Origin of the sequence: Streptomyces sp. NPDC003247, from assembly GCF_042888135.1 — a bacterium.
In the GTDB taxonomy this organism is placed as follows: domain Bacteria; phylum Actinomycetota; class Actinomycetes; order Streptomycetales; family Streptomycetaceae; genus Streptomyces.
On the sequence record NZ_JBIAPF010000002.1, the window covers coordinates 865,534 to 890,503 of the forward strand.

24 protein-coding genes are annotated in these 24,970 nt (G+C 71.8%); 10 read left to right on the forward strand and 14 right to left on the reverse strand.

The genetic code is table 11. From position 1 onward, the window contains the following. The first annotated feature begins 105 nt into the window (after nt 1-105). Entirely contained in the window at nt 106-624 is a 519-nt protein-coding gene (locus tag ACFYWQ_RS08820) for a hypothetical protein (RefSeq protein WP_389514108.1), read from the forward strand. 9 nt (nt 625-633) lie between these two features. Here ACFYWQ_RS08820 and ACFYWQ_RS08825 read toward each other — a convergent pair whose 3' ends face one another. The 3 genes from ACFYWQ_RS08825 to ACFYWQ_RS08835 all read right to left on the reverse strand — a co-directional run bounded on the left by ACFYWQ_RS08825 (nt 634) and on the right by ACFYWQ_RS08835 (nt 2,726). Continuing rightward, complete coding sequence (locus ACFYWQ_RS08825; protein WP_389514109.1) at nt 634-1,785, reverse strand: RNA polymerase sigma factor SigF; 1,152 nt, start codon at nt 1,783-1,785, stop codon at nt 634-636. Continuing rightward, the gene (locus tag ACFYWQ_RS08830; protein ID WP_004925829.1) at nt 1,782-2,195 is read right to left on the reverse strand and encodes an anti-sigma regulatory factor; all 414 of its coding nucleotides are present in this window, start codon (nt 2,193-2,195) and stop codon (nt 1,782-1,784) included. The genes ACFYWQ_RS08825 and ACFYWQ_RS08830 overlap by 4 nt, the downstream gene beginning before the upstream one ends. A gap of 270 nt (nt 2,196-2,465) precedes the next feature. After that, entirely contained in the window at nt 2,466-2,726 is a 261-nt protein-coding gene (locus tag ACFYWQ_RS08835) for a UBP-type zinc finger domain-containing protein (RefSeq protein ID WP_389514110.1), read from the reverse strand. Between the two features lie 60 nt (nt 2,727-2,786). On the opposite strand from ACFYWQ_RS08835, the gene ACFYWQ_RS08840 reads away from it, so the two are divergent. Further along, on the forward strand, nt 2,787-4,385 hold the full coding sequence (locus ACFYWQ_RS08840; protein WP_389514112.1) for a Na+/H+ antiporter: 1,599 nt from the start codon (nt 2,787-2,789) through the stop codon (nt 4,383-4,385). An 18-nt stretch (nt 4,386-4,403) separates the two neighbouring features. Here the strand turns inward: ACFYWQ_RS08840 and ACFYWQ_RS08845 are convergent, their stop codons facing one another. Next, nucleotides 4,404-5,300 (reverse strand): 1-aminocyclopropane-1-carboxylate deaminase/D-cysteine desulfhydrase, encoded by an 897-nt coding sequence (locus ACFYWQ_RS08845; RefSeq protein WP_389514114.1) that lies wholly within the window; start codon nt 5,298-5,300, stop codon nt 4,404-4,406. Nucleotides 5,301-5,478: 178 nt separating this feature from the next. Here ACFYWQ_RS08845 and ACFYWQ_RS08850 point away from each other — a divergent pair, with 178 nt between their 5' ends. The 4 genes from ACFYWQ_RS08850 to ACFYWQ_RS08865 all read left to right on the forward strand — a co-directional run bounded on the left by ACFYWQ_RS08850 (nt 5,479) and on the right by ACFYWQ_RS08865 (nt 9,210). Further along, on the forward strand, nt 5,479-6,885 hold the full coding sequence (locus tag ACFYWQ_RS08850) for a family 2B encapsulin nanocompartment shell protein (protein WP_389514116.1): 1,407 nt from the start codon (nt 5,479-5,481) through the stop codon (nt 6,883-6,885). Between the two features lie 112 nt (nt 6,886-6,997). Next, nucleotides 6,998-8,119 carry a family 2 encapsulin nanocompartment cargo protein polyprenyl transferase gene (locus ACFYWQ_RS08855; RefSeq protein ID WP_389514117.1) on the forward strand — a complete coding sequence of 374 codons (1,122 nt, stop codon included), beginning with the start codon at nt 6,998-7,000 and terminating at the stop codon, nt 8,117-8,119. A 397-nt stretch (nt 8,120-8,516) separates the two neighbouring features. Further along, complete coding sequence (locus ACFYWQ_RS08860) at nt 8,517-8,900, forward strand: hypothetical protein (RefSeq protein WP_389514119.1); 384 nt, start codon at nt 8,517-8,519, stop codon at nt 8,898-8,900. Nucleotides 8,901-8,955: 55 nt separating this feature from the next. After that, nucleotides 8,956-9,210, forward strand: coding sequence for a hypothetical protein (locus tag ACFYWQ_RS08865; protein ID WP_389514120.1), 255 nt, complete (start codon nt 8,956-8,958; stop codon nt 9,208-9,210). Here the strand turns inward: ACFYWQ_RS08865 and ACFYWQ_RS08870 are convergent. Further along, a complete protein-coding gene (locus ACFYWQ_RS08870) occupies nt 9,207-9,965 on the reverse strand; it encodes a VOC family protein (RefSeq protein WP_389514122.1) in 759 nt (252 codons plus the stop codon). The two genes, ACFYWQ_RS08865 and ACFYWQ_RS08870, sit on opposite strands and share 4 nt — an antisense overlap. Nucleotides 9,966-10,139: 174 nt before the next feature. After that, a complete protein-coding gene (gene sodN / locus ACFYWQ_RS08875) occupies nt 10,140-10,535 on the reverse strand; it encodes a superoxide dismutase, Ni (protein ID WP_385061796.1) in 396 nt (131 codons plus the stop codon). Between the two features lie 146 nt (nt 10,536-10,681). On the opposite strand from sodN, the gene sodX reads away from it, so the two are divergent. Then, nucleotides 10,682-11,116: a nickel-type superoxide dismutase maturation protease gene (gene sodX / locus ACFYWQ_RS08880; protein WP_389514123.1), complete on the forward strand. Its 435-nt coding sequence runs from the start codon at nt 10,682-10,684 to the stop codon at nt 11,114-11,116. Here sodX and ACFYWQ_RS08885 read toward each other — a convergent pair. Then, a complete protein-coding gene (locus ACFYWQ_RS08885) occupies nt 11,020-11,649 on the reverse strand; it encodes a CGNR zinc finger domain-containing protein (RefSeq protein WP_389514125.1) in 630 nt (209 codons plus the stop codon). The two genes, sodX and ACFYWQ_RS08885, sit on opposite strands and share 97 nt — an antisense overlap. Nucleotides 11,650-11,749: 100 nt before the next feature. Between ACFYWQ_RS08885 and ACFYWQ_RS08890 the strand changes: the two genes are divergently transcribed. Next, on the forward strand, nt 11,750-12,520 hold the full coding sequence (locus tag ACFYWQ_RS08890) for a class I SAM-dependent methyltransferase (RefSeq protein ID WP_389514126.1): 771 nt from the start codon (nt 11,750-11,752) through the stop codon (nt 12,518-12,520). A gap of 93 nt (nt 12,521-12,613) precedes the next feature. Here ACFYWQ_RS08890 and ACFYWQ_RS08895 read toward each other — a convergent pair whose 3' ends face one another. The 3 genes from ACFYWQ_RS08895 to ACFYWQ_RS08905 are packed head-to-tail and all read right to left on the reverse strand — an operon-like array spanning nt 12,614 to nt 15,327. Beyond that, entirely contained in the window at nt 12,614-13,375 is a 762-nt protein-coding gene (locus ACFYWQ_RS08895; RefSeq protein ID WP_389514128.1) for an amino acid ABC transporter ATP-binding protein, read from the reverse strand. Next, nucleotides 13,372-14,337: an amino acid ABC transporter permease gene (locus ACFYWQ_RS08900; RefSeq protein ID WP_389514130.1), complete on the reverse strand. Its 966-nt coding sequence runs from the start codon at nt 14,335-14,337 to the stop codon at nt 13,372-13,374. Before ACFYWQ_RS08900 ends, ACFYWQ_RS08895 begins: the two co-directional genes overlap by 4 nt. A gap of 30 nt (nt 14,338-14,367) precedes the next feature. Beyond that, nucleotides 14,368-15,327 carry an ABC transporter substrate-binding protein gene (locus ACFYWQ_RS08905; RefSeq protein WP_389514132.1) on the reverse strand — a complete coding sequence of 320 codons (960 nt, stop codon included), beginning with the start codon at nt 15,325-15,327 and terminating at the stop codon, nt 14,368-14,370. Nucleotides 15,328-15,934: 607 nt separating this feature from the next. Between ACFYWQ_RS08905 and ACFYWQ_RS08910 the strand changes: the two genes are divergently transcribed. Together ACFYWQ_RS08910 and ACFYWQ_RS08915 are read left to right on the forward strand one after the other, a co-directional pair. After that, nucleotides 15,935-17,167 (forward strand): NADP-dependent malic enzyme, encoded by a 1,233-nt coding sequence (locus ACFYWQ_RS08910; RefSeq protein WP_389514134.1) that lies wholly within the window; start codon nt 15,935-15,937, stop codon nt 17,165-17,167. A 212-nt stretch (nt 17,168-17,379) separates the two neighbouring features. Beyond that, nucleotides 17,380-18,345, forward strand: coding sequence for a zinc-binding dehydrogenase (locus tag ACFYWQ_RS08915; protein ID WP_389514136.1), 966 nt, complete (start codon nt 17,380-17,382; stop codon nt 18,343-18,345). Between the two features lie 101 nt (nt 18,346-18,446). Here ACFYWQ_RS08915 and ACFYWQ_RS08920 read toward each other — a convergent pair whose 3' ends face one another. From ACFYWQ_RS08920 to ACFYWQ_RS08935, 4 genes are all read right to left on the reverse strand, one after another. Next, entirely contained in the window at nt 18,447-19,508 is a 1,062-nt protein-coding gene (locus tag ACFYWQ_RS08920) for a helix-turn-helix transcriptional regulator (RefSeq protein WP_389514138.1), read from the reverse strand. 1 nt (nt 19,509) lies between these two features. After that, nucleotides 19,510-20,487 (reverse strand): DUF4097 domain-containing protein, encoded by a 978-nt coding sequence (locus tag ACFYWQ_RS08925; RefSeq protein ID WP_389514140.1) that lies wholly within the window; start codon nt 20,485-20,487, stop codon nt 19,510-19,512. Nucleotides 20,488-20,763: 276 nt separating this feature from the next. Next, on the reverse strand, nt 20,764-20,943 hold the full coding sequence (locus tag ACFYWQ_RS08930) for a DUF6104 family protein (RefSeq protein ID WP_003992906.1): 180 nt from the start codon (nt 20,941-20,943) through the stop codon (nt 20,764-20,766). A gap of 196 nt (nt 20,944-21,139) precedes the next feature. Continuing rightward, nucleotides 21,140-24,937 carry a multifunctional oxoglutarate decarboxylase/oxoglutarate dehydrogenase thiamine pyrophosphate-binding subunit/dihydrolipoyllysine-residue succinyltransferase subunit gene (locus ACFYWQ_RS08935; protein WP_389514141.1) on the reverse strand — a complete coding sequence of 1,266 codons (3,798 nt, stop codon included), beginning with the start codon at nt 24,935-24,937 and terminating at the stop codon, nt 21,140-21,142. Between the last annotated feature and the right edge of the window lie 33 nt (nt 24,938-24,970).

Below are 24,970 nucleotides of genomic sequence, written 5' to 3' on the forward strand. Positions count from 1 at the left end.
TCGGAGATCGGGTGGGGGAGCCCGCCGTGAGCCTCGACACGGACGGGCCCCGGCCCCGCACGGGTACCCGCGGGCGTGCCCGCGCGTGCGGGCTACCCTTCAGGGGTGAGCCGTGAGCAGACCCCCGCCGCCCCCGAAACCGCAGGCCCCCGCCCGCGCCGTCTGACGTACGCCGCCGGGCTCACCGCCCTGGAGGGGCTGGCGCTGCTCGTCGGCGGTGTGTGGGTGCTCGTCCTCGGGATCACCGGGGATCCGGACGACCGGCAGCAGGCCGTCACCGGCGGGGTGACGCTGATGGTGCTCGCGCTGCTGCCGCTGCTCGCCGCCCGCGGACTGCTGGGCCGTCGCGGCTGGAGCCGGGGTCCGGCCGTCATCACGCAGATCATCGCGCTGCCCGTCGCCTACAACCTGCTCCAGGCCGACAGCATGGCGATCCCGGCCGGGATCGCGCTGGCGGTCGTGGCGGTCGCGGCACTGGTGCTGCTCGTCAACGGCGAGACGACCCGGGCCCTCGGGATCCGGGGGCCCGGTAACGCGCGGATCCCGGAGCACACGGAGAAGCCGGAGAACGCGCGGGACAAGGGCGACGGCCCGAAGCCGGAGAACGCCCGGAAGCGGAAGTAGGGCCCGGGCCTACTCCTCCACGAGCAGCTTCTCCCGCAGCTGCGCCAGCGTCCGCGCCAGCAGGCGCGAGACGTGCATCTGGGAGATGCCGACCTCCTGCGCGATCTGCGACTGGGTCATGTTGCCGAAGAAGCGCAGCAGCAGGATCCGCTTCTCCCGGGGCGGAAGGTCCTCCAGCAGCGGCTTGAGCGACTCGCGGTACTCGACGCCCTCCAGCGCCTCGTCCTCCGCGCCCAGCGTGTCCGCCACGGCCGGGGACTCGTCGTCGGTGTCGGGGACGTCGAGGGACAGCGTGGAGTACGCGTTGGCGGACTCCAGGCCCTCCAGGACCTCCTCCTCCGAGATCGCCAGTTTCTCGGCGAGCTCGTGGACGGTGGGGGAGCGGCCGTGCAGCTGGGACAGCTCGGCCGTCGCCGTGGTCAGCGCGAGCCGCAGCTCCTGGAGTCTGCGCGGCACCCGCACCGCCCAGCCCTTGTCGCGGAAGTGCCGCTTGATCTCGCCGACGACCGTCGGGGTCGCGTACGTGGAGAACTCCACCCCGCGGTCCGGGTCGAAGCGGTCGACCGACTTGATCAGCCCGATGGTGGCGACCTGCGTGAGGTCGTCCAGCGGCTCACCGCGGTTGCGGAAGCGGCGCGCGAGGTGCTCGACGAGCGGCAGGTGCATGCGGACCAGCTGGTTGCGCAGCTCCGCGTACTCCGGGCTGCCCTCCCTCAGGGAGCGCAGCTCCAGGAACATCGCCCGCGCCCCGCTGCGGTCCTGCGGTGCGCGGTCCTGAGGCACGCGGTCCTGAGGCACGCGAACCTGCGGTGCGCGGTCCTGGGTCGCGTGCCGTGTCCCCGGCACGCCCTGGTCGTCGTCTCGCTCGTGCTCGCTCATCGTCCCGCCCGTCGCACTCTGTCGAGCCCTCGCCTCCGCCCGGCCGGGGGTCGCCCCGATCCGCCTCTCCCGAGGTGAGCCCTGAACGGCACTGTCCGGGGAGCCGGCCGGCGCGGAGGACACGTCGTCCTCCGGGTGCGGCCGGGCCTGCTCGGGAATGCCGTCGACACCGTCCGTCATGCGTCGGGAACCGCCCGGCGAGACCGGATTCCCGGCGCTCTCGGCCGGCAGCTCCCGTGTGCCGCGCTCTTCGTCCCGCACCGGACCGTCCCCGTTCCTCACGCCGGCCCGGGTCCCGCGCCGCGCTGTTTGTAGAGGCTGATCGAAACGGTTTTGTCCTCGTCCACGGCGGAGGAGACCTTGCCGGCCAGGGCGGACAGCACGGTCCAGGCGAAGGTGTCGCGCGAGGGCGCGTGGCCGTCGGTGGTCGGCGCCGAGACGGTGACCTCCAGCGAGTCGTCGACCAGGCGGAAGACGCAGCTGAGCACCGAGCCGGGCACGGCCTGCTGGAGCAGGATCGCGCATGCCTCGTCCACCGCGATGCGCAGGTCCTCGATCTCGTCCAGGGTGAAGTCCAAACGGGCCGCGAGGCCGGCCGTGGCCGTCCGCAGCACCGACAGGTAGGCACCCGCAGCCGGCAGCCGGACTTCCACGAAGTCCTGGGTCGCGGGCTCGCCTGCGATCTGGGACACCCTCACCTCCAAGGTGGTACAAGTCTTCGGGGGCCGAGGGTCGCCCCCCGGGGTAACGCGTGTGTGGTGCAGCGGTGACGCTACCGCGCCCTCAAGTGTCCTGTCCCGGGACCCCAACCCCCTGGCGTCACTCACAGTAAAGCTGTGAACACGCTCCGTGTCTAGGGGGTCTGCGGACCCAAAAGGGAAGAGGGTGCGCCGGGTTGACGTACCCAGGCGTCTGATGCTCGAACCGTACCCGCCGGACGGCCGGACCGTCCCGGGCGCCCCTCAGACGAGGACGTGGTCGACGAAACACCAGCGCCAGTCCTCGCCGGGTTCGAAGGTCCGCATGACCGGATGGCCGGAGTCCTTGTGGTGCCCCGTGGCGTGGCGGCCCGGCGAGGAGTCGCAGCAGCCCACGTGGCCGCACGTCAGACACAACCGCAACTGCACCGGGTGGGTGCCGTCCCGCAGGCACTCCGTACAGGTCTCGCTGAGCGGAACCGGATCGGGGTGCGGCAGCGCGTCGGCGTGCGTGCACTGTTTCATGATTGCCAGATTACGACGGGCGTGCGGACGCCCGCGCGGAAAAACGAGGGTGGGCGGGACATGGACGTGATGCCACTGCTGTTGCTGGTGGCGGGCAGTACGGCGATCGCCGCGGCGGCCCGGCGCACCCCGGTGCCCGCCCCGCTGCTCCTGGTCGGCGCCGGCCTGGCCGTGTCGTACGTCCCGGGGGTGCCCGACTACGCCCTCGACCCCGAGATCGTCCTCCCCCTCCTGCTGCCGCCGCTGCTCCACACCTCGGCGACCGACAGCTCCTACCTCGACCTGCGCGCGCAGGCGCGGCCCGTGGCGCTGCTGTCGGTCGGGTACGTGCTCTTCGCGACGGTCGTCGTCGGCTGGGCCGCCCACCTGCTCGTGCCAGGGCTGCCGCTGACCGCGGCGCTGGTGCTGGGCGCGGTGGTGGCGCCGCCGGACGCGGTCGCGGCCACGGCGGTGGCGCGCCGGCTGGGCCTGCCCTCCAGGATCACCACCATCCTCCAGGGCGAGTCCCTGCTGAACGACGCCACCGCGATCACCGCCTACAAGGTGGCCCTGGCCGTCGTCGTCGGCGAGGGCGTGTCCTGGGCCGGCGGCATCGAGGAGTTCCTGGTGGCGGCGGTCGGCGGCACCGCCGTCGGCCTGATCCTGATGGCCCCGCTGCACTGGCTGCGCACCCGCCTGAAGGAACCGCTCCTGCAGAACACCCTGTCCCTCCTCATCCCGTTCGTCGCCTACGCGGCCGCCGAGCAGTTCCACGCCTCCGGGGTCATCGCCGTGGTCGTCGTCGCCCTCTACCTCGGCCACCGCGCGTGGGAGGTCGACTTCGCCACCCGCCTCCAGGAGGAGGCCGTGTGGAAGATGGTCGCCTTCATCCTGGAGTCGGCGGTCTTCGCCCTGATCGGCCTGCAACTGCCGGTCGTCCTGAGGGGCCTCCGCGCCTACGAGGGCATGGACGCCGCCTGGTACGCGGTCGCCCTTTTCCTGGTGGTCGTCGCGTGCCGCTTCCTGTGGGTGTATCCGGCGACCTTCCTGCCGCGGCTGCTGTCGGCGCGCATCCGCGCGCGCGAGGAGAACCCGACCTGGCGCGGCCCGATCGTCATCGCCTGGGCCGGCATGCGGGGCGTGGTGTCGCTCGCCATCGCCTTCTCCATCCCGCTCACCGTCGACCACGGCGAGGAGCCCTTCCCGTACCGCGACCTCATCCTCTTCCTGACCTTCACCACGGTCATCGGCACCCTGGTCGTGCAGGGCCTGACCCTGCCCCCGCTGATCCGGCTGCTGAAGTTCCCCGTCCGCGACCCGCAGGCCGCGACGCTCGCCGAGGCCAACGCCCAGGCGCAGGCCTCCCGGATCGCCGAGGAGCGCCTGGACGCCCTCCTCGCCGACGAGCGCAACGCCCTGCCGCAGCCCCTCGCCGACCGCCTGCGCACCGTCCTGGAACGCCGCCGGAACGCCGTATGGGAACGCCTCGGCCAGGTCAACGCGGTCACCGGCGAGACCGTCGACGACACCTACCGCCGGCTGGCCCGCGAGATGATCAGCGCCGAACGCGAGGTCTTCGTCCGCCTCCGCGACGGCCGCTACATCGACGACGAGATGCTCCGCGCGCTGCTGCGCCGACTGGACCTGGAGGAGGCGGCGGCCCACCGGGAGGCGGAGTAGGCGCGCCGGCCGCGACGGTCAGCCGTCGAACGGCGCGCCCGTCACCACGGCCGCGAGCCGGGTGCCCCGCGCGAAGGAGCCCTCCTCAGCAAGGACGACAAGTCCGTAGAGCAACTTGGCGACATAGAGACGTTCGACCGGCAGGCCGTGGCGGCTGCCGAAGTCCTCGGCGAAGGCGTCGAGGGCGGGGCCGGTGCGGGCGTAGCCGCCGAAGTGGAAGCGGTCGTCCAGGCGCCAGTCGCCCCGGGGACCGCCGAAGGCCGCCGTCTGCAACGCCCGGACCTCGTCGCCGAGGAAGCCGCCCCTGAGGACCGGCACGCCCAGGGCGCGCGTGCCGGGGGCGAGGCCGGCGGCCAGACCCGCGAGGGTGCCGCCCGTGCCGCACGCGACGGCGACGACGTCGGCGTGGCCCGTGAGCTCCTCGCCCAGCGCCCGGCAGCCACGGACCGCCGCCGCGTTGCTGCCGCCCTCGGGGACGACGTACGCGTCCTCGGCGCCGGCCGCGCGCAGGACGGCGGCGAGGGTCTCGGGGTCGGTCTTGCGGCGGTAGGACGAGCGGTCGACGAAGTGCAGCCGCATGCCGTCGGCCGCGCAGCGGGCGAGGGAGGGGTTCAGCGGCCGGTCCGCGAGCTCGTCGCCGCGTACGACGCCGACGGTGGGCAGGCCCAGCAGCCGGCCGGCGGCGGCCGTGGCCCGCAGGTGGTTGGAGTAGGCGCCGCCGAAGGTGACGACCGTCCGGCCCGCCGCCGCCTCCAGGTTCGGCGCGAGCTTGCGCCACTTGTTGCCGACCAGCTCCGGGTGGATCAGATCGTCCCGCTTCAGCAGCAGCCGTACGCCGTGCCGGGCGAACCGGTCGTCGGACACCTCGTGCAGGGGGGAGGGCAGCCGGGGGCGCAGGGCGGCGGGGTCGGTCACCCGCCCATTGTCGAACACCGTTCGGTGCGCGAAAAACGCGCTGTGCCCAGTCGGCCGTTGATCCATTCCCGCTCTTTCGTGTAATAGCACGAGCACTCTGAGCAATGGAAAGGTTGGCCCCGAAACAAATGCATCGGCGCATTTCGGCGCCCGTGCATGATCGGGAGGGCATTTCTCTATGTCGGTAGGCGAAGAGGTCCGCACCACGCAGGTCAAGCCGCAGCAGAGTCTCGGCACCGCGGCCGCGCGGAACCTGGCCACCACGACCAAGTCCGTGCCGCAGATGCAGGAGATCAGCTCCCGCTGGCTGCTGCGGACGCTGCCTTGGGTGGATGTGCAGGGCGGCACGTACCGGGTGAACCGGCGGCTGACGTACGCGGTCGGAGACGGCCGTATCACGTTCGTCAAGACCGGCGACCGCGTCGAGGTCATCCCCGCCGAGCTGGGCGAACTGCCCGTACTGCGCTCGTACGGCGACGAGGAGGTGCTCTCGGAGCTGGCCTCCCGCTGCCGCCAGCGGGAGTACGCCGCGGGCGAGGTCATCGCCTCCTTCGGAAGCCAGACCGACGAGGTCTACCTGCTGGCGCACGGCAGGGTCGAGAAGATCGGCACCGGCCCCTACGGCGACGACCAGATCCTCGGGGTCCTGGCCGACGGCGCCTATTTCGGCGACCAGGCGCTGCTCGACGGCGAATCCATCTGGGAGTACACCGCGCGCGCCCACACCGCCAGCACGGTGCTGATCCTTTCCCGCGCGGACTTCGAGCAGGTCGCGGAACGCGCGGACTCCCTGCGCGAGCACCTCCACCAGCAGCGCACGATCCCCCAGCAGCGCACCAACAAGTACGGCGAGAAGGCCGTCGACCTCGCCGCCGGCCACGCCGGCGAGCCGGACATCCCGCACACGTTCGTCGACTACGACGCCCGGCCCCGCGAGTACGAACTGAGCATCGCCCAGACCGTGCTGCGCATCCACACGCGCGTCGCCGACCTGTACAACCAGCCGATGAACCAGACCGAGCAGCAGTTGCGGCTCACGGTCGAGGCGCTGAAGGAGCGCCAGGAGCACGAACTGGTCAACAACCGGGACTTCGGGCTCCTCCACAACTGCGAGTACGACCAGCGGATCCAGCCGCACGACGGGGTCCCCAGCCCGGACGACATGGACGAGCTGCTCAGCAGGCGCCGCGGCACCAAGCTCTTCCTCGCCCACCCGCGCGCGATCGCCGCGTTCGGCCGCGAGCTGAACAGGCGAGGCCTCGTCCCGGAGACGATCGACGTCGGCGGCAACCGGATCCCCACCTGGCGCGGGGTCCCGATCTACCCGTGCAACAAGATCCCGGTCACCGAGGCCCGGACCAGCTCGATCATCGCCATGCGTCTCGGCGAGCAGGACCAGGGCGTGATCGGCCTGCGCCAGTCCGGCATCCCCGACGAGATCGAGCCGAGCCTGTCCGTGCGGTTCATGGGCATCAACGAACAGGCCATCATCAAGTACCTGGTCACGGCCTACTACTCGGCCGCCGTGCTGGTACCGGACGCGCTGGGCGTCCTGGAGAACGTCGAGATCGGCCGCTGGCAGTGACCTCTCCCGTCCGGACGCCGCGTCCCCGCCCCCCGGGGCGGGTACGCCCTGGGCGTACGCGCCGGGCGGCAGCGCAGCGGCCACCGTTCGCGGACCCTGCGAGGGGGACTCGATGACCGACTTCGTGACGGAGACCAGGCCGTGCTCCGAGGAGACGGGTGGAAGGCGGGAGCCCATCGCAAGCCGTGGCGACAGCGGGTCCGGAGCGTTCGACGGGCAGGAGGCGACGGCGATCCTGGAGGAGGCCCGGGCCTCGGTCGACCCCGCCCTGCGCACCGCCCTCGACGCCCTGCCCCGCGCACTGCGCCGGATCGCGCGCTACCACTTCGGCTGGGAGCACGCCGACGGCACACCGGCCGCCGGCAACGCCGGCAAGGCGATCCGCCCGGCGCTCGTGCTCACCGCGGCCGACGCCCTCGGCGGCCCGGCGGCCCGCGCGGCGGCCGTACCGGCCGCCGCGGCGGTGGAACTGATCCACAACTTCACGCTGCTCCACGACGACGTCATGGACCGGGACACCACACGGCGTCACCGCCCCACCGCCTGGACCGTGTTCGGCGACGCCGACGCGATCCTCGCCGGGGACGCGTTGCAGGCACTGGCCCTCGGACGGCTGGCCGCGGACCCCCACCCGGCGTCCGCGGCAGCCGTCGCCCGCCTCGCCGCCTGCGTGGTGGAGCTGTGCGCCGGGCAGCAGGCGGACACGGCCATGGAGAAACGGGCCCCCACCGAGGTCACCCTCGACGAGGTGCTCACCATGGCCGAGGCCAAGACGGGCGCGCTGCTCGGTTGTGCCTGCGCCCTCGGTGCCCTGTACGCCGGGGCGCCCGAGGAGGACGTCGAGGCGTTGGACGCGTTCGGCCGCCAGGCCGGGCTCGCCTTCCAGTTCATCGACGACGTGATCGGACTGTGGGGCGACCCGCGGCACACCGGCAAGCCTGCGGGCGCGGATCTCGCGGCCCGCAAGAAGTCCCTGCCGGTGGTCGCCGCGCTCGCCTCCGGCACCCCGGCCGCCGCGGAGCTGGCCGAGCTGTACACGGCCCCCTACGACCAGGGCGACCTGGAACGGACCACGCGCGCCGTCGAGCGGGCCGGCGGGCGCGCCTGGGCGCTGGAGCAGGCGGCCGACCGGATGGCGCGGGCGATGTCGGAACTGGCCCGGGCGGTCCCGGAGCCCGAGTCGGCGGGCGGGCTGCTGTCCCTGGCGGAGTTCGTGACGCGGCGCACCACATGACGGCGCCGCCCCGCTGACCCCGGGGCCCCGGTCCGTGCGGCTCCTGACCCCGCACGGCGCCGGGGCCCCGGCCCGCGGGTCCCGCCCATCCCACGGTGCCGCGGGACCCGCCTCGGCGCATCCGGGCCGCACCGGCCGCCCCCCCGCCCCGCCTGGTTGCCGGTCGGGCCGCACCGGCCGCCCGCCGCCCCGCCTGGTTGCCGGTCGGGCCGTTCTCGCCTCGCCCCGCCCCGCCCGGTTGCGGGACCGGTCGTTCCCGCCTCGCCCGCCCCACCCCACCCGGTTGCCGGACCGGTCGTTCCCGCCTTGCCCCGCTCCCCGCCGTGTGCCGGCTCGCCCGGCCGGAGTTCTCGCCGGTGTCCACGCACGACAGCGGTGACCGGCCTACCCTGGTGGCATGGACAGGGAACATCAGGTCTGTCCCGCCTGCGGGCAGCCCGTGGACACCGTCGTCCGGCGCTACAAGACACTGGGCGCCTGGGTGCCGCGCTGGGTCGCGGGCCCCTGCCACAACCCCGACTGCGAGGCCTACGTCGAGGCGGGCGCGGAGCTGCACGGCCACCAGGAACGGCACGGCCACGCGGAGGGGCACGGCCACGCGGAGGGGCACGGCCACGCCGGGCACGCCGGCGGTTCCGGGCCCGGCGAACCCGGCCACGGGGACACAGGCCGGCCCGGTGGTCCCGGGCACGAGCCCGTCGGAGGCCCGGATTCGGGTGTCTCGGCAGACCGCACCGAACCGGACGAGGACGTCGGAATCCCTCCCGCCCCGATCTCCTGACGCATGTCCGAGGGGCCATCGTGGTTCGATGGCCGGACAGCGGGGAGGGGCGGACATGACAGAGGCAGCTGGGCGCCGCCGCCTATGGCGGTGGGCCGTGGTCGTCTGGGCGGTGACCGCGGCCGTCGGAGGCGGCCTGACCCTCTGGCTCCAGGACGACGCCGCCGCACCGACGGGACCGACCGGCTGGCAGAGGGCCGGCGTACCCACACCGCTCCTCGGGAGCGAGGTGACCGACAGCCCGTGCCGGCCGTACGGGTCGATCCCGCCGGACACGACGGTCCTGTGCGCCTACGCGGAGACCCGCTAGCCGTCGGCCGCCGCCCGCGGCAGCCCGCCCGTCTCCGGGTCGCGCCCGGTCAGGCAGTACAGGCCGCCCGCCGGGTCGCGCATCACCGTCCAGTGGGAGTGGGAGGCGACGAGGACGGCACCGAGCCGTTCGTGCCGGGCGCGGACCGCGTCGAGGTCCGGGCCGCACGCCAGGTCGAGGTGGGCGGAGAGGGGGCGTTCGTCGTCCAGCCGCTGGAGGAGGAGACGGACCGGCAGTCCGGCGGGCGGCGCGACGGAGTGGAACTCCGGCCGGGAACCGGGCCGGGACGTCCAGTCCGGCAACAGGGCCGTCCAGAAGGCGACTTCGCCGGCGTACGCGGACGGCGGGACGTCCAGGCACACCTGGTCCAGACGGCTGCCGGACACCACGGGCGGCCGTACGGACTCGCCGTGCCAGGGGACCGCGCAGAACAACTGACCGGCGGGAGAGCGCAGGACGGCCCAGCCGTCGTGCGGGGCGACCGTCTCGGCACCGAGCGCCAGCGCGGCACCGACGAAGCCGGGCACGTCCTCGACACAGAGGTCCAGATGCGCTCCACCCCCGCCCCCGGCGACCCGCTGCGCCTTCACGCACCCGTCCGCGCCCTCCGGCAGCAGCGTGACGAACTCCCCCCGCTCGCCCCGCGCTTCGGACAGACGCGTGGCCGTGACGGCCGTCCAGAACACGCAGGCCCGCTCGAAGTGCTCGGCGGGCCGGTCGGCGAAGGCGTACGCCCAAGGGACGGGGATGCTCATGGGGCGATGGTAGGCGCCGGCCACCGCGACCCGGCCGGCCTCACCTTCGTCATGCCTTCGTCATCCCTTCGTCATGCCGAAGGGGCCCGGTGGTGATACCGACCGGGCCCCTTCGTGTTGTCCCTCCGCCCGCGGTGGTGCACCGACCGCCGGCCGCGGGACGGCCTGAGGGTGTCAGGCCTTCTTGGTCTCCCAGAAGATCTTGTCGATCTCGGCGATGAGCTCCAGGGCCTTCTCACCGGTCTTCGGGTCCGTCGAGGCCTTGGCGGCCGACAGGGCCTTCAGGGTGTCGTTGACCAGCTGGTGCAGCTGCGGGTACTTCTCGAAGTGCGGGGGCTTGAAGTAGTCGCTCCACAGCACGGAGACGTGGTGCTTCGCCAGCTCGGCGCGCTGCTCCTTGATGACGGTGGCGCGAGCCTGGAAGTGCGGGTCGTCGTTGGCGGCCATCTTCTCCTGCACGGCCTTCACCGACTCCGCCTCGATGCGGGCCTGGGCCGGGTCGTACACGCCGCAGGGCAGGTCGCAGTGGGCGCTGACCGTGACCTTGGGGGCAAACAGGCGGGAAAGCATGGAGCATTCCTTCCTCGTGATCGTCTTCTCAGGTGGGACATTACTCCCTGCGAGACGGGTTTTCGCGAGTGCCCCCATGGGCTTAGGACAAAAGTCCGGGGTCAGACTGAGACTGGTGGAGGAACGGACCAGGGGAGGTGTCGGCGATGCCGGAGCCGTCGCAGGAGACCGGGCGGGGGAGGGCGGCCGCGCCCTTCGGGCTGGCCGAGGTGACCGGCCCGTCCATGGTGCCCACGCTGCTCCACGGGGACCAGCTGGTGGTGCGGTACGGCGCGCGGGTCAGGCCCGGGGACGTCGTCGTGCTGCGGCACCCCTTCCAGCAGGACCTGCTGGTCGTCAAGCGGGCCGCCGAGCGCCGCGACGGCGGCTGGTGGGTGCTCGGGGACAACGCGTACGCCGGAGGCGACAGCACCGACTACGGGACCGTGCCCGACGAGCTGATCCTCGGCACGGTGCGGTTCCGCTACCGGCCGCTGAAGCCGGATCAGCGCTCGCCGCTCGCGGTGCTGCGCTGGGCGCTGTCGGCGGCCAGGCCGGTGCTGGCCGACCGGTCGGCCTCCAGGCGTTTGCGGGCGCGGTAGGCCGCCACGTTGGCGCGGGTGGCGCAGCGGTCGGAGCAGTAGCGCCGGGAGCGGTTCGTGGAGGTGTCGAGGTAGGCGTTGCGGCAGGGCGCGGCCTCGCACAGGCCGAGGCGGTCCACGCCGTACTCCGTCAGGTGGAACGCCAGGCCCATCGCGGCGATGGCCGCGTACCCGGCGGTCGCGTTCGACGGGTGGTCGGCGAGGTGCATGTGCCACAGCGGGCGCCCGTCGTCGTCGCGGACGTCGTGCCCGGAGATCTGCGGGCTCACCGGGAACTCCAGCAGCAGGGAGTTCAGCAGGTCCACGGCGAGGGTCTCGTCGCCGCCGTCGGCCGCCTCGAAGACCGCGCGCAGCCGGGCCCGTACCGAGCGGAAGCGGGTGACGTCCGCGTCGGTGGCGCGGCGGGCCGCCGACTGGTTCACGCCGAAGAGGTCGCGGACGGCCTCGACCGAGGTCAGCGTGTCGTTGCCCCGGGCCGGCTCCTCACTGTTGACGAGGCGCACGGCGTAATCCGAGTAATAGGCCAGTTCCACTTGTAGTCCTTACGGAGGCGCTCTATGGTCGGGAGGCGGACGGAGTAACGGCCGGTCGTGCATCCAGGGTATTACGTGACCGAGGGGACGGAGGGGTTCGATGACGGACGGGCAGGCCATCACGACCGGTACCGACTGGGCGGCCTGGCAGGAGAGCTGGGACCGGCAGCAGGAGTGGTACATGCCCGACCGGGAGGACCGCTTCCGGATCATGCTCGACATGGTCGAGGCGCTCGTCGGCACCACGCCGCGCGTCCTGGACCTCGCCTGCGGCACCGGCACCGTCACCGCCCGGCTGCTCGCCCGCTTCCCCGGCGCCACCAGCACCGGCGTGGACCTCGACCCGGCCCTGCTCGCCATCGCCGAGGGCACCTTCGCGGGCGACGACCGGGTCACCCTGGTGACCGCCGACCTCAAGGACCCGCACTGGCGGGCGGCACTGCCGTACGACTCCTACGACGCCGTCCTCACCGCCACGGCCCTGCACTGGCTGCACAGCGAACCCCTCGCGGCCCTCTACGGCCGGATCGCGGAACTCGTCCGCGACGGCGGTGTCTTCATGAACGCGGACCACATGATCGACGAGGCGACGCCCCGGATCAACGCGGCCGAGCGCGCCCTGCGCCACGCCCGTATGGACCGGGCCAGGGCGGCCGGCGCCGTCGACTGGGCCGAGTGGTGGCAGCTCGCCGCCGCCGACCCCGTCCTCGCCGGGCCCACCGCCCGCCGCTTCGAGATCTACGGCGAGCACGCCGACGGCGAGATGCCCTCGCCGGCCTGGCACGCGCGCGTGCTGCGGGAGAAGGGGTTCGCCGAGGCCCGCCCGGTGTGGGCCTCGCCGTCGGACACGCTGCTCCTCGCCCTCAAGTAGGACGCGCGGCGACCGGGGCGGCCAGGTGGGCGGGCACGCGGAAGGGGCGGCACGGGAGACCCGTACCGCCCCTGCGCGCCGGACCGCGGTCCGTCACAGCACCTTGGACAGGAAGGCCTGCGTCCGCTCGTGCTGCGGGTTCGTCAGGACCTCGCGCGGGTTGCCGGACTCGACCACCACACCGCCGTCCATGAAGACCAGGCTGTCGCCGACCTCGCGGGCGAAGCCCATCTCGTGGGTGACGACGACCATCGTCATACCGGACTCGGCCAGGTCGCGCATGACGTCGAGGACGTCGCCGACCAGCTCCGGGTCGAGGGCCGAGGTCGGCTCGTCGAACAGCATCAGCTTCGGGTCCATGGCCAGGGCCCGGGCGATGGCCACCCGCTGCTGCTGGCCGCCGGACAGCTGCGAGGGGTAGTTCTGCGACCGGTCGGCCAGGCCGACCCGGTCCAGCAGTTGCAGGGCGCGCTCCCTGGCCTCGGCCCGGCTCACGCCCTTGACCTGGACCGGGGCCTCCATGACGTTCTCCACCGCGGTCATGTGCGGGAACAGGTTGAACCGCTGGAACACCATGCCGATGTCCCGGCGCTGGAGCGCGACCTCGCTGTCCTTGAGCTCGTACAGCTTGTCGCCCTTCTGGCGGTAGCCGACCAGATGGCCGTCCACCCAGAGCCGGCCCGCGTTGATCTTCTCCAGATGGTTGATGCACCTCAGGAAGGTGCTCTTGCCGGAGCCCGAGGGGCCGATGAGGCAGAACACCTCGCCGGACCGCACCTCCAGGTCGATGCCCTTGAGCACCTCGACCGCGCCGAAGGACTTGTGGACGCCCTCGGCCTTCACCATGGCGGTCATGCCGCACCAGCCCTTCCGCTCGTCAGCGACGTCAGGTTCGCCTTGACCTTCTGCCACGGGGTCGGCGGCAGGCTGCGGGACGAACCACGCGCGTAGCGGCGCTCCAGGTAGTACTGGAAGACGCTGAACACGCTGGTCATGACCAGGTACCAGATGGAGGCCACGAAGAGCATCTCCATCACCGCGTACGAGGTGGAGCCGATCGTCGAGGTGGCCCGCAGCAGCTCGTTGTACGTCACCGCGTACACCAGCGACGAGGTCTTCAGCATGTTGATGAACTCGTTGCCCGTCGGCGGCACGATCACCCGCATCGCCTGCGGGATGACGATCCTGCGCAGCGTCTTGCCGTGGCTCATGCCGAGCGCGTGCGCGGCCTCCGTCTGGCCCTCGTCGACGGCCATCAGACCGGCGCGGCAGATCTCCGCCATGTACGCGGCCTCGTTCAGGCCGAGGCCCAGCAGGGCGCACATGAACGGTGTCATGACGTCCGTCATCTCGTCCTTGTAGATCGGACCGAGATTCAGGAGGGGGAAGATCAGTGCCAGGTTGAACCACAGCAGCAGCTGGACGTAGACCGGCGTACCGCGGAAGAACCAGATGTAGACCCAGGCCACCCAGCTCGTCACCGGGTTCCTGGACAGCCGCATCACGGCCAGCACGATGCCCAGGACCACGCCCACGACCATCGCCAGGACGCTGATCAGCAGGGTGCGGCCGGCGCCCGCGAGGACCGTGGAGTCGAACAGCTTGTCGCCGACCGCGGCCCACTGGATCTTCTCGGCCGTGGCGAAGGCGTTGACCAGCAGGGCCACCAGCACCAGGACCACGACGGCGCTCACGTAGCGGCCGTAGTGGCGGACCGGGACGGCCTTGATCGCCTCGGGCGGAACGGTCCCGCTCTCCTTGGTGACGCCGGCCGTCGGCCGCGCGCCCGGCGGTGTCTTGTCGAACTTGTCAGTCACGGTGACTGCCCTTCAGTGCTGCCCGGACGGTCACTTGCCGCCGTTGATCGCGGCCTTGTCGATGGCGCCGCTCTCGGCGCCCCACTTCTCCAGGATCTCCTGGTACGTGCCGTCCTCGATGATCGCGTCGACGGCCGCCTCCAGCGCGGAGGTGAGCTGCTTGTTGTCCTTGTTCACGGCGATGCCGAACGGGCCGGCGTCGACCTGCTCGCCGACGACCTCGAAGGCCTTGCCGCCGTCGGCCTTGCGGGCCAGGTCGACCGCGACCGGGTAGTCGTTGACGCCGGCGACGGCGCCGCCCGACTTGACCCGGGTCTGGGCCTCGGTGTCGTTCTCGAACGACTCGATCGTGATCTTCTTCTTGCCGCCGTCGGTACAGGCCTTCGACTGCTTCTGCAGGGCCTCCTCGTACGTCGTGCCGCGCTGCACGGCGGCCGTCTGGCCGCAGAGGTCCTCGATCGAGCCGATCTTCTTCGGATTGCCCTTCTGGACGTACACGGCGGTGCCGGCCGAGAAGTAGTCGACGAAGTCGACACCCGGGCCGAGCTTCTTGCCGCTGTCGTCCAGGCCCTCCTGGCGCGCCTTGTTGTCCGTGATGGACGACATCGCGACGTCGTAGCGGCCGGAGTTCAGGGAGGTGATCAGGCCGTCGAAGGAACCGGAGGTGAACTTGAACTCCACGCCCAGCTTCTCGCCCAGCGCGGCGGCGATGTCGGGGTCGACACCGACGATCTTCCCGCTCTCCTGGTACTCCATGGGGGCGTACTCGGCGTTGGTGCCGACCTGGATGACGCCCGCCTTCTGGATCTCGGCGGGCAGCTTCGAGAAGAGCGGCGCGGCGTTCCCGCTGGTCGACGTCTCGGAGGAGCTCCCGCCATCGGTCTGGTCACCGCAGCCGGTGAGCAGCAGGGCGCCCGCGACCGCGAGGGAACCGACCGCGGCTAGCCGGGTGTGCGCGGCGGTGGAACGGCGGATGGAGCGTGCGGTCATGGTCAGTGCCTCCGGCGGGTGGGTGGAGATGCCGATGGGTCGACGAGAACACACACCTTTGGGTGTCGCGACCTCGTGCGATTACGGCATCTTGCCATTCGGACGGCGCCATTCAGGGGGCCGCCCATGTCAAAATCGGATAACGGGCGGCCCTCGAACCGCACCAGTCCGGTGCAGCACGACCGGGTCGAACCGCACCTTCTGCGGGAATCCATCCGTCCGGCCGCAAGATTTTCGGCATTTCCCGCCATGTGGTCGGTCGTGGCGTGATGTGTGAGTCCTTTGGCGTCTGTGTCAAGAGTTCGGCCGGGAAATCCCCCTTCCTGCGACCATGAGTCATGTCACTGGCATATGACAGCACGCGGGGGCTGTGGGGGTCCTGCAAGAACCGGCATGTGACCTTGCACGGATTGGACTCGTCGTCGGTGCTGTCCGTCCGGTAAGAAGGTTCTTTACACCCCTCATCCGGGGCTCAGGGCGCGTGTGCGGCGCGCCCGACGCGCAGGCGCCCGTACGTGTCACCACCGCTGGGTCCTGCGCGGTGCCCGCCCACTTCTCAACCAGGAGTGGCCACCCTCAACCATGAACACCTAAGGGGTAAGACACAGTGGCAGCGGAGATCGTCAATCCTCGCAGCGAGAGTGAAACCGACCATACGGGCCAGGAGGGCGGTGCGGAGCCCCTCGACTCGTTCGACCCGGCGTTCGCGTTGCACCGCGGCGGAAAGATGGCCGTGCAGGCCACCGTCCCGGTCCGTGACAAGGACGACCTGTCCCTCGCCTACACGCCCGGCGTCGCACGCGTGTGCACCGCGATCGCGGAACAGCCGGAGCTGGTGAACGACTACACCTGGAAGTCGTCCGTCGTCGCCGTCGTCACCGACGGCACGGCGGTCCTCGGGCTCGGTGACATCGGGCCGGAGGCGTCCCTTCCGGTGATGGAGGGCAAAGCGATCCTGTTCAAGCAGTTCGGCGGTGTCGACGCGGTCCCGATCGCGCTGGCCTGCACGGACGTGGACGAGATCATCGAGACCGTGGTGCGCCTCGCGCCCTCGTTCGGCGGAGTGAACCTGGAGGACATCTCGGCGCCGCGGTGCTTCGAGATCGAGCGCCGGCTCCAGGAGCGGCTCGACATCCCGGTCTTCCACGACGACCAGCACGGCACGGCGGTCGTGACGCTGGCGGCGCTGCGCAACGCGGCGCGGCTGAGCGGGCGGACCATCGCGGACCTGCGGGCCGTCATCTCGGGCGCCGGCGCGGCCGGTGTCGCCATCGCGAAGATGCTGGTCGAGGCCGGTATCGGGGACGTCGCGGTCACCGACCGCAAGGGCATCGTCTCCGCGGACCGGGCGGACCTGACCGACGTCAAGCGCGAGCTGGCCGGGTTCACCAACAAGGCCGGGCTGACCGGCTCGCTGGAGAACGCGCTGGCCGGCGCTGACGTCTTCATCGGCGTCTCCGGCGGTACGGTCCCCGAGGAGGCCGTGGCCTCGATGGCGAAGGGCGCGTTCGTCTTCGCCATGGCCAACCCGAACCCCGAGGTGCACCCCGACGTCGCTCACAAGTACGCGGCGGTCGTCGCGACCGGGCGCTCGGACTTCCCGAACCAGATCAACAACGTGCTGGCGTTCCCGGGCATCTTCGCCGGTGCGCTGCAGGTGCGGGCGTCCCGGATCACCGAGGGCATGAAGATCGCGGCGGCGGAGGCGCTGGCGGGTGTCGTCGGTGACGACCTCGCCGCGGACTACGTCATTCCGTCGCCCTTCGACGAGCGGGTGGCGCCGGCGGTCACGGCCGCCGTCGCCGCGGCGGCTCGCGCCGAGGGTGTCGCGCGTCGCTGACGCGGGCCGGCGAACGGCCCCGCCCGGACCCGGGCGGGGCCGTTTCCCATTTCCCATTCCCTGTTCCGGTCCGCCGTCCGTTTAGCTGTTCCGGTCCGCCGCCCGTCCGGGTGGCGGAGGGCGGGGGTGCGGCCGGTGCGGCAGTGCAAGAGGGCATTGCTCACAGCGCCGCCCGGTTTCCGTCCGGGTGCCTGGACCCTATCGTCGTGTGCATGTTCGCCGTCTACGCCGCTCGCATCGACCGTGACCAGCCGCTGAACGGCCTGGAGTCGGGGGAGCGTCCGGCTCCCGGGGTCCGGCCCGGCTGGAGCACCGTCCGGGTCCGTGCCGCCTCCCTCAACCACCATGACCTCTGGTCCCTGCGGGGCGTGGGCCTCGCCGAGGACAAGCTGCCGATGATCCTCGGCTGTGACGCCGCGGGCGTCGACGAGGACGGCAACGAGGTCGTCCTGCACTCCGTGATCGGGCAGAGCGGGCACGGGGTCGGCCCCGACGAACCCCGCTCCATCCTCACCGAGCGCTACCAGGGCACCTTCGCCGAGCAGGTCGCCGTGCCGACGTGGAACATCCTGCCCAAGCCCAAGGAGCTCTCCTTCGAGGAGGCCGCCTGTCTGCCCACCGCCTGGCTGACGGCCTACCGCATGCTCTTCACCAACGCCGGGGTCCGCCCGGGCGACTCGGTCCTCGTCCAGGGCGCCGGGGGCGGTGTCGCCACGGCCGCGATCGTCCTCGGCCGGGCCGCCGGGCTGCGGGTCTTCGCGACCAGCCGGGACGAGTCCAAGCGGAAGCGTGCCCTGGAGCTCGGCGCCGTGGAGGCGGTCGAGCCGGGCGCGCGGCTGCCGCAGCGGGTGGACGCGGTGATCGAGACCGTCGGGGCCGCCACCTGGTCCCACTCCGTGAAGTCCCTGCGGCCCGGCGGCACGCTCGTCATCTCCGGCGCCACCAGCGGTGACCGGCCCTCCCATGCCGAACTGACCCGCATCTTCTTCCTAGAACTCAAGGTCGTCGGCTCGACGATGGGCACCAAGGACGAGTTGGAGGACCTGCTCGCCTTCTGCGCCGCCACGGGTGTCCGGCCCGTCATCGACGAGGTGCTCCCTCTCGACCGCGCCCGTGAGGGCTTCGAACGGCTCGCGTCCGGCGACCAGTTCGGCAAGATCGTCCTCACCTCGCGCTGAGGAGGGCGGCAGCCGTGCGAAGCCGGCGCCGGCCCGGCGGTGCCGACGTAGGCTGACCGCTCGCCCCGGTCCGCCCGCCGGGACCTTCGCCGACCGCGGCGTCACCCACGCGTGGGCGCCCGCAGTATCGCCCCGATGTGGGCCGCCGCCGTCGACAGATGGCGGCGGGCGTCACGGAGCTGGTCCGCCGTGACGCCGTGGTCGCGGGCCGCGTCGCGGATGTCGTCACGGAAGCGGTCCAGCAGACGGTCCAGGTCGCGGGCCGGGTCGCCGCTGGGGGCCTCGTGGGCCCAGGCCGGCTCGTAGTCGGCGGGGAAGTCCACCGGAGTCTCCGAGTACGCCGGCCCTTTGGCCGTCGTACCGTCCGGGCCGGTGCTGCCGCTGCCGCGTCCGAACCCGAAGTCCTTGCCGAACTCCTTCCCGACGTCCTTGCCGAACTCGCCGAACTCCTTGGCCAGCTCGGTCAGCCCCTCCCGGACGCCCGTCGGCCAGTCACCCCGGGCGAAGTGGTCCTGGACCTGTTCCTGGACGCGTCGCGCTATGCGCTGCACCTCCTCCTGGGCCTGGGTGCGCGCCCGGTCCTGGGCCTCCTTGGCCTGACGCCGGGCCCGCTGGGCCTCCTCGCGGGCCCGCCGGCTCTCGTCCTTGGCCCGGCGTGCCTGCTCCTTCCACTCCTGCTTGACGCGGCGCATCTCCTCCTTCGCGGCGCGCCACGCCTCCTTGTCGCCGAACTCCCCGGGCTCCCCGAGGTCGCCGGGGGCCGGTCCGGAGCCCTGGCGGGCCTGGGAGGCCGCCGCCCGCATCTCGCGGCGCAGATCGCCCGCGGCGCCGCGTACGTCGGCCCGGATCTCCGCGGCGAGCTCGGCGACCGATTCGCGGATCTCCAGTTCCAGGTCGGCCAGTTCGCCGCTGCGGTCGGCCAGTTCGGCGCGGCCGGCGTCGGTGATGGCGTACACCTTGCGGCCGCCCTCGGTGGTGTGGGTGACCAGGCCCTCGGCCTCCAGCTTGGCCAGACGGGGGTAGACCGTGCCCGCCGACGGCGCGTAGAGCCCCTGGAAGCGCTCCTCCAGGAGGCGGATCACCTCGTAGCCGTGGCGTGGAGCCTCGTCCAGCAGCTTCAGCAGGTAGAGACGCAGGCGGCCGTGGGCGAAGACGGGGGGCATGTCAGAGCACCTTCTTGTCGGTCGTGCTGTCGGCCGGGGCGTCGCCGTCGGAGGAGGTCGCGTCGGCCGGGCCGCCTGAGGCATTCTCCCCCGGAGCCGAGGGTGTTCCGCCGGGCGGAGCCGCGGGTGTTCCGTCGGACGGAGCGGGCGCCTCCGGCTCCCAGGGCTCGTCCTCCGTCTGGGGCCGGCGCAGCAGGGCGATCGAGCCGGAGACCGTCGTCGCCTTCAGGCTGCCGTTGCCCGCGCCGAGCCGGCCGGTGATGCGCTTGGCCCCCCAGTGGCCGTTGACCCGCAGGTCCTCGAAGGCGTTGGAGACGGCGCCGCGCGCGGTGTGGGCCTCCACCTCCGCGTCCGCCGGGTGGGGCAGCCGGATGGCGATCTCACCGGAGACGCTGGCCAGGCTGACGGTGGTGGGGCGGCTCGTCGGATCGAGGTCGACGATCATCGATCCGCTCACCGAGTCGGCTTTCACGGAGGAGCCGGCCTCCACCACCGTCAGGTCCCCGGACACCGAGTTGAAGCGGAGGTCGCCGGTGAGGGCCTGGGCCTCCACGTTCCCCGAGACCGTGTCGGCGCGCACCGGGCCCGTGAGCCTCACCAGGGTCGTGTCCCCGGAGACACCCTTCACCTCGGCGTGCCCGTCAAGGCCGGAGACGACCGTCCCTGCGCTCACCGCGCCCACCGCGACACGGGTGTGCGCGGGCACGGTCAGGGAGACGACGGCGCTGCGCCGCCAGCCCTTGGGATCGAGCCATTTGAGGAAGCCCTTCCAGGGCAGGTCCTCGTAGGCCACCGTCAGGGTCCCGTCGCGATGGGTCACCGCCAAGGGCGGTCCCTCGATGTGCGAGACCTCCAGACGGGCGGGGCCCTCGTCGGTCCCCACCACGTTCACCGTGCCGTCGACCACGCGGACGTGCAGTTCGCGCACCGGCTCGTCGAAAGAGAGCGTGCTGGGCTCGGCGACGGACCACTCGGACATGGCAGACCTCCTCGACGGCGCGACGCGCCATATCGCGTTCCCTGTCAATCACGATATATCGCGGCAGGGGGAAGTCAAGACACTCGATGCGGTGAACGGCGCCGTCGAGCCGCTGGCCCGCAGGCCCGCACGGACCGGCCCAACGGCCACGCCGCCGCGCAGACGGACAGGCGACCAGACGCCGAAGGGCGCCCCGAAGGGCGCCCACACATACGGCGAGAGGGGCCGACGGACCGCCGCCGGCTGCCCCGGCGGCGGCTACTCGTCGTCCGGCGGCTACTCGTCGTCCTCGTCGTCCAGCCGGGCCAGCCACGTCGCCAGCCGCTCCACCGGGACCTCGAAGTCCGGGTTCAGGTCGACGAACGTCCGCAGCTGCTCGGCGAGCCACTCGAAGGTGACCTCCTCCTCGCCGCGCCGCTTCTCGAGTTCCTCGATGCCTCGGTCGGTGAAGTACACGGGTTGTTCTCCTGGGGAATGGGCCTGGTCCGCGGGTGATACGACTCCAGGGTATGCGGCACCGCTGCCGGCCGGACCCGCCGCCGGCGCACACGGCAGCGGCCCCGCCGCCCCGGCGCACACGGCAGCGGCCCCGCCGCCATGGAGGCGACGGGGCCGCTGCACGCGCTACCGGTGCTCAGCGGTGTTCAGAGGCTCAGGCCTCGAACACCTCCCGCACCAGCTGCTCCTGCTCCGCCTGGTGCCGCTTGGCCGAGCCGACCGCCGGGGACGAGCCGTGCGGCCGCGAGATGCGGCGCAGGCGCTCGCCGTGCGGGACGTCGGCGCCGACGGCCAGGTCCAGGTGGTCGATCAGGTTCAGGGCGATGAACGGCCAGGCACCCTGGTTGGCCGGCTCCTCCTGGGCCCACAGGTACTTCTCGGCGTTCGGGTACTTGGCGATCTCCGCCTGGAGCTCGGCACCCGGCAGCGGGTACAGGCGCTCGATGCGGAGGATCGCGGTGTCCGTGACGCCGCGCTTCTGGCGCTCGGCCTCCAGGTCGTAGTAGACCTTGCCGGCGCAGAAGACGACCTTCTTGACGGCGTTCGGCTCGACCGAGGCGTCGCCGATGACCGGGCGGAACTGGCCGCTCGTGAACTCCTCCGCCTTCGACGCGGCGGCCTTCAGGCGCAGCATCGACTTCGGGGTGAAGACGACCAGCGGCTTGTGGTGCGGGTTGTGCACCTGCCACCGCAGGAGGTGGAAGTAGTTCGACGGCGAGGTCGGCATCGCGACCGTCATGTTGTTCTGGGCGCAGAGCTGGAGGAAGCGCTCCGGGCGGGCGGACGAGTGGTCCGGGCCCTGGCCCTCGTAGCCGTGCGGGAGGAGCAGGGTGACGCCGGAGGTCTGGCCCCACTTCTGCTCCGCCGACGAGATGAACTCGTCCACGACCGTCTGCGCGCCGTTGACGAAGTCGCCGAACTGCGCCTCCCACATCACGAGCGCGTCGGGGCGGGCCAGCGAGTAGCCGTACTCGAAGCCCATCGCCGCGTATTCGGAGAGGAGGGAGTTGTAGACGTTCAGGCGCGCCTGCTCCTCGGAGAGGTACATCAGCGGCGTGAACTCCTCGCCGGTCTCCCGGTCGATGATCACCGCGTGGCGCTGGCCGAAGGTGCCGCGCTGGGAGTCCTGGCCGGCCAGACGGACCGGGACGCCCTCCAGGAGGAGGGAGCCGACGGCGAGGGTCTCGCCCATGCCCCAGTCGATGGTGCCGTCCTCGACCATGGCCGCCCGGCGCTGGAGCTGCGGCAGCAGCCGCGGGTGGGCGGTGATGTGGTCGGGGATGTTGACCTGGGACTCGGCGATGCGCTTGACGATCTCGGCGGAGACCGCGGTGCCCACCGCGACGGGGAAGCCGTCCTGCGGCGCCTCGGCGTCGCCGGACGTCGGCTGGGAGGTGGCCTCGCGGACCTCCGTGAAGACCTTCTCCAGCTGGCCCTGGTAGTCCTGGAGCGCCTGCTCGGCCTCTTCCAGGGTGATGTCGCCGCGACCGATGAGGGACTCGGTGTACAGCTTGCGCACCGAGCGCTTCTTGTCGATCAGGTCGTACATCAGCGGCTGGGTGAAGGCCGGGTTGTCCGACTCGTTGTGACCGCGGCGGCGGTAGCAGATGAGGTCGATCACCACGTCCTTGTTGAACGCCTGGCGGAACTCGAAGGCGAGCCGCGCGACGCGGACCACGGCCTCCGGGTCGTCGCCGTTCACGTGGAAGATCGGGGCCTCGATCATGCGGGCCACGTCCGTCGCGTACATGGAGGAACGCGAGGACTCGGGGGCCGCGGTGAAGCCGACCTGGTTGTTGATGACGATGTGGACCGTGCCGCCGGTGCGGTAGCCGCGCAGCTGCGACATGTTCAGGGTCTCGGCCACCACGCCCTGGCCCGCGAAGGCCGCGTCGCCGTGGATCGCCACCGGCAGGACGGTGAAGTCCGTGCCGCCCTTGTTGATGATGTCCTGCTTGGCGCGCGCGACGCCCTCCAGGACCGGGTCCACGGCCTCCAGGTGCGAGGGGTTCGCGACCAGGGAGACCTTGATCTGCTCGCCGTCCAGGCCGGTGAAGGTGCCCTCGGCGCCCAGGTGGTACTTCACGTCGCCGGAGCCGTGCATCGACTTCGGGTCGAGGTTGCCCTCGAACTCGCGGAAGATCTGCGCGTACGACTTGCCGACGATGTTGGCGAGGACGTTCAGGCGGCCGCGGTGGGCCATGCCGATGACGACCTCGTCCAGGCGGGACTCGGCCGCCGAGTCGATGACCGCGTCGAGCAGCGGGATGACGGACTCGCCGCCCTCCAGCGAGAAGCGCTTCTGACCGACGTACTTGGTCTGGAGGAAGGTCTCGAAGGCTTCCGCCGCGTTCAGCCGGCGCAGGATGCGCAGCTGCTCCTCGCGCTCCGGCTTGCTGTGCGGGCGCTCGATGCGGTCCTGGATCCACTTGCGCTGCTTGGGGTCCTGGATGTGCATGAACTCGATGCCGGTGGTGCGGCAGTACGAGTCGCGCAGCACGCCGAGGATGTCGCGCAGCTTCATCAGGGACTTGCCGGCGAAGCCGCCGACGGCGAACTCGCGCTCCAGGTCCCACAGGGTGAGCCCGTGCTCGGTGATGTCCAGGTCGGGGTGCTTGCGCTGCTGGTACTCCAGCGGGTCGGTGTCGGCCATGACGTGGCCGCGGACCCGGTAGGAGTGGATCAGCTCGAAGACGCGGGCGGCCTTGGTGACGTCGTCGTCGTGGCTGGCGTCGATGTCCTTGAGCCAGCGGACCGGCTCGTAGGGGATCCGCAGGGCCTCGAAGATGTCGTCGTAGAAGCCGTTCTCGCCCAGCAGCAGGTTCGCCACCGCGCGCAGGAACTCGCCGGAGGCGGCGCCCTGGATGACCCGGTGGTCGTAGGTCGACGTGAGCGTCATGACCTTCGAGATGCCGAGCTTGTTCAGGGTGTCCTGGGAGGTGCCCTGGAACTCCGCCGGGTAGTCCATGGAGCCGACGCCCATGATCACCGACTGGCCGGGCATCAGGCGCGGGACGGAGTGGACGGTGCCGAGGCCGCCGGGGTTGGTCAGGGAGACCGTGACGCCGGTGAAGTCGTCCATCGTCAGCTTGTTGTCGCGGGCGCGACGGACGATGTCCTCGTAGGCCTGCCAGAACTCGAAGAAGTTCAGCGTCTCGGCCTTCTTGATGGCGGCCACGACGAGCTGGCGGTCGCCGTTGGGCTTCACCAGGTCGATGGCCAGGCCGAGGTTGACGTGCGGCGGCTTGACGAGGGTCGGCTTGCCGTCCTTCTCGCCGAACGACCAGTTCATCGACGGCATGGCCTTGATGGCCTGCACCATCGCGAAGCCGATCAGGTGCGTGAAGGAGATCTTCCCGCCCCGGGCGCGCTTCAGGTGGTTGTTGATGACGATGCGGTTGTCGAACAGCAGCTTCACCGGGACGGCGCGCACGGACGTGGCCGTGGGCAGCTCCAGGGAGGCGTTCATGTTCTTGGCGACGGCGGCGGAGGGGCCGCGCAGCGTCACGAACTCGGGGCCCTCGGGAGCCGCGGTGGCCGGCGCGGCCGGCTTGGCCGCGGGCGCGGCGGGCTTCGCGGGCGCCGGGGCGGCGGCCGCGGGCTTCGGGGCGGCGGCGGCCGGCGCGGGAGCCGGGGCGGCGGGCGCGGCCTGGGCCGGGGCGGCCGGAGCGGCCGGGGCAGCCGGAGCGGCGGGTGCCGCGGGTGGGGTGGTGGTCCCTGCGGCCCCCGCGGCCGCAGTACCCGCCGGAGCCGGAGCGCTGGCGGCCCCCGGCTTGTAGTCGGCGAAGAAGTCCCACCAGGCACGGTCTACGGAATTCGGGTCCTGGAGGTACTGCTGATAGATCTCGTCGACGAGCCACTCGTTCGCGCCGAACGCGGCAGCGGGATTCTTGCCCGCTTGGTCTGCGTCGGTCGAGATGCTCGATGCGTTACTGGGGGACTGTGGCGACACGGCGGCAACCGCCCTCTTCCGCTTCACAAGGTG

Bases quoted from the DNA above. Each gene is read 5' to 3' on its own strand.
- ACFYWQ_RS08835 (WP_389514110.1), bottom strand. From the start codon at position 2,726: ATGAAACAGTGCACGCACGCCGACGCGCTGCCGCACCCCGATCCGGTT.
- ACFYWQ_RS08840 (WP_389514112.1), top strand. From the start codon at position 2,787: ATGGACGTGATGCCACTGCTGTTGCTGGTGGCGGGCAGTACGGCGATC.
- ACFYWQ_RS08850 (WP_389514116.1), top strand. From the start codon at position 5,479: ATGTCGGTAGGCGAAGAGGTCCGCACCACGCAGGTCAAGCCGCAGCAG.
- ACFYWQ_RS08855 (WP_389514117.1), top strand. From the start codon at position 6,998: ATGACCGACTTCGTGACGGAGACCAGGCCGTGCTCCGAGGAGACGGGT.
- ACFYWQ_RS08860 (WP_389514119.1), top strand. From the start codon at position 8,517: ATGGACAGGGAACATCAGGTCTGTCCCGCCTGCGGGCAGCCCGTGGAC.
- ACFYWQ_RS08865 (WP_389514120.1), top strand. From the start codon at position 8,956: ATGACAGAGGCAGCTGGGCGCCGCCGCCTATGGCGGTGGGCCGTGGTC.
- ACFYWQ_RS08870 (WP_389514122.1), bottom strand. From the start codon at position 9,965: ATGAGCATCCCCGTCCCTTGGGCGTACGCCTTCGCCGACCGGCCCGCC.
- sodN (WP_385061796.1), bottom strand. From the start codon at position 10,535: ATGCTTTCCCGCCTGTTTGCCCCCAAGGTCACGGTCAGCGCCCACTGC.
- sodX (WP_389514123.1), top strand. From the start codon at position 10,682: ATGCCGGAGCCGTCGCAGGAGACCGGGCGGGGGAGGGCGGCCGCGCCC.
- ACFYWQ_RS08890 (WP_389514126.1), top strand. From the start codon at position 11,750: ATGACGGACGGGCAGGCCATCACGACCGGTACCGACTGGGCGGCCTGG.
- ACFYWQ_RS08895 (WP_389514128.1), bottom strand. From the start codon at position 13,375: ATGACCGCCATGGTGAAGGCCGAGGGCGTCCACAAGTCCTTCGGCGCG.
- ACFYWQ_RS08905 (WP_389514132.1), bottom strand. From the start codon at position 15,327: ATGACCGCACGCTCCATCCGCCGTTCCACCGCCGCGCACACCCGGCTA.
- ACFYWQ_RS08915 (WP_389514136.1), top strand. From the start codon at position 17,380: ATGTTCGCCGTCTACGCCGCTCGCATCGACCGTGACCAGCCGCTGAAC.
- ACFYWQ_RS08920 (WP_389514138.1), bottom strand. From the start codon at position 19,508: ATGCCCCCCGTCTTCGCCCACGGCCGCCTGCGTCTCTACCTGCTGAAG.
- ACFYWQ_RS08925 (WP_389514140.1), bottom strand. From the start codon at position 20,487: ATGTCCGAGTGGTCCGTCGCCGAGCCCAGCACGCTCTCTTTCGACGAG.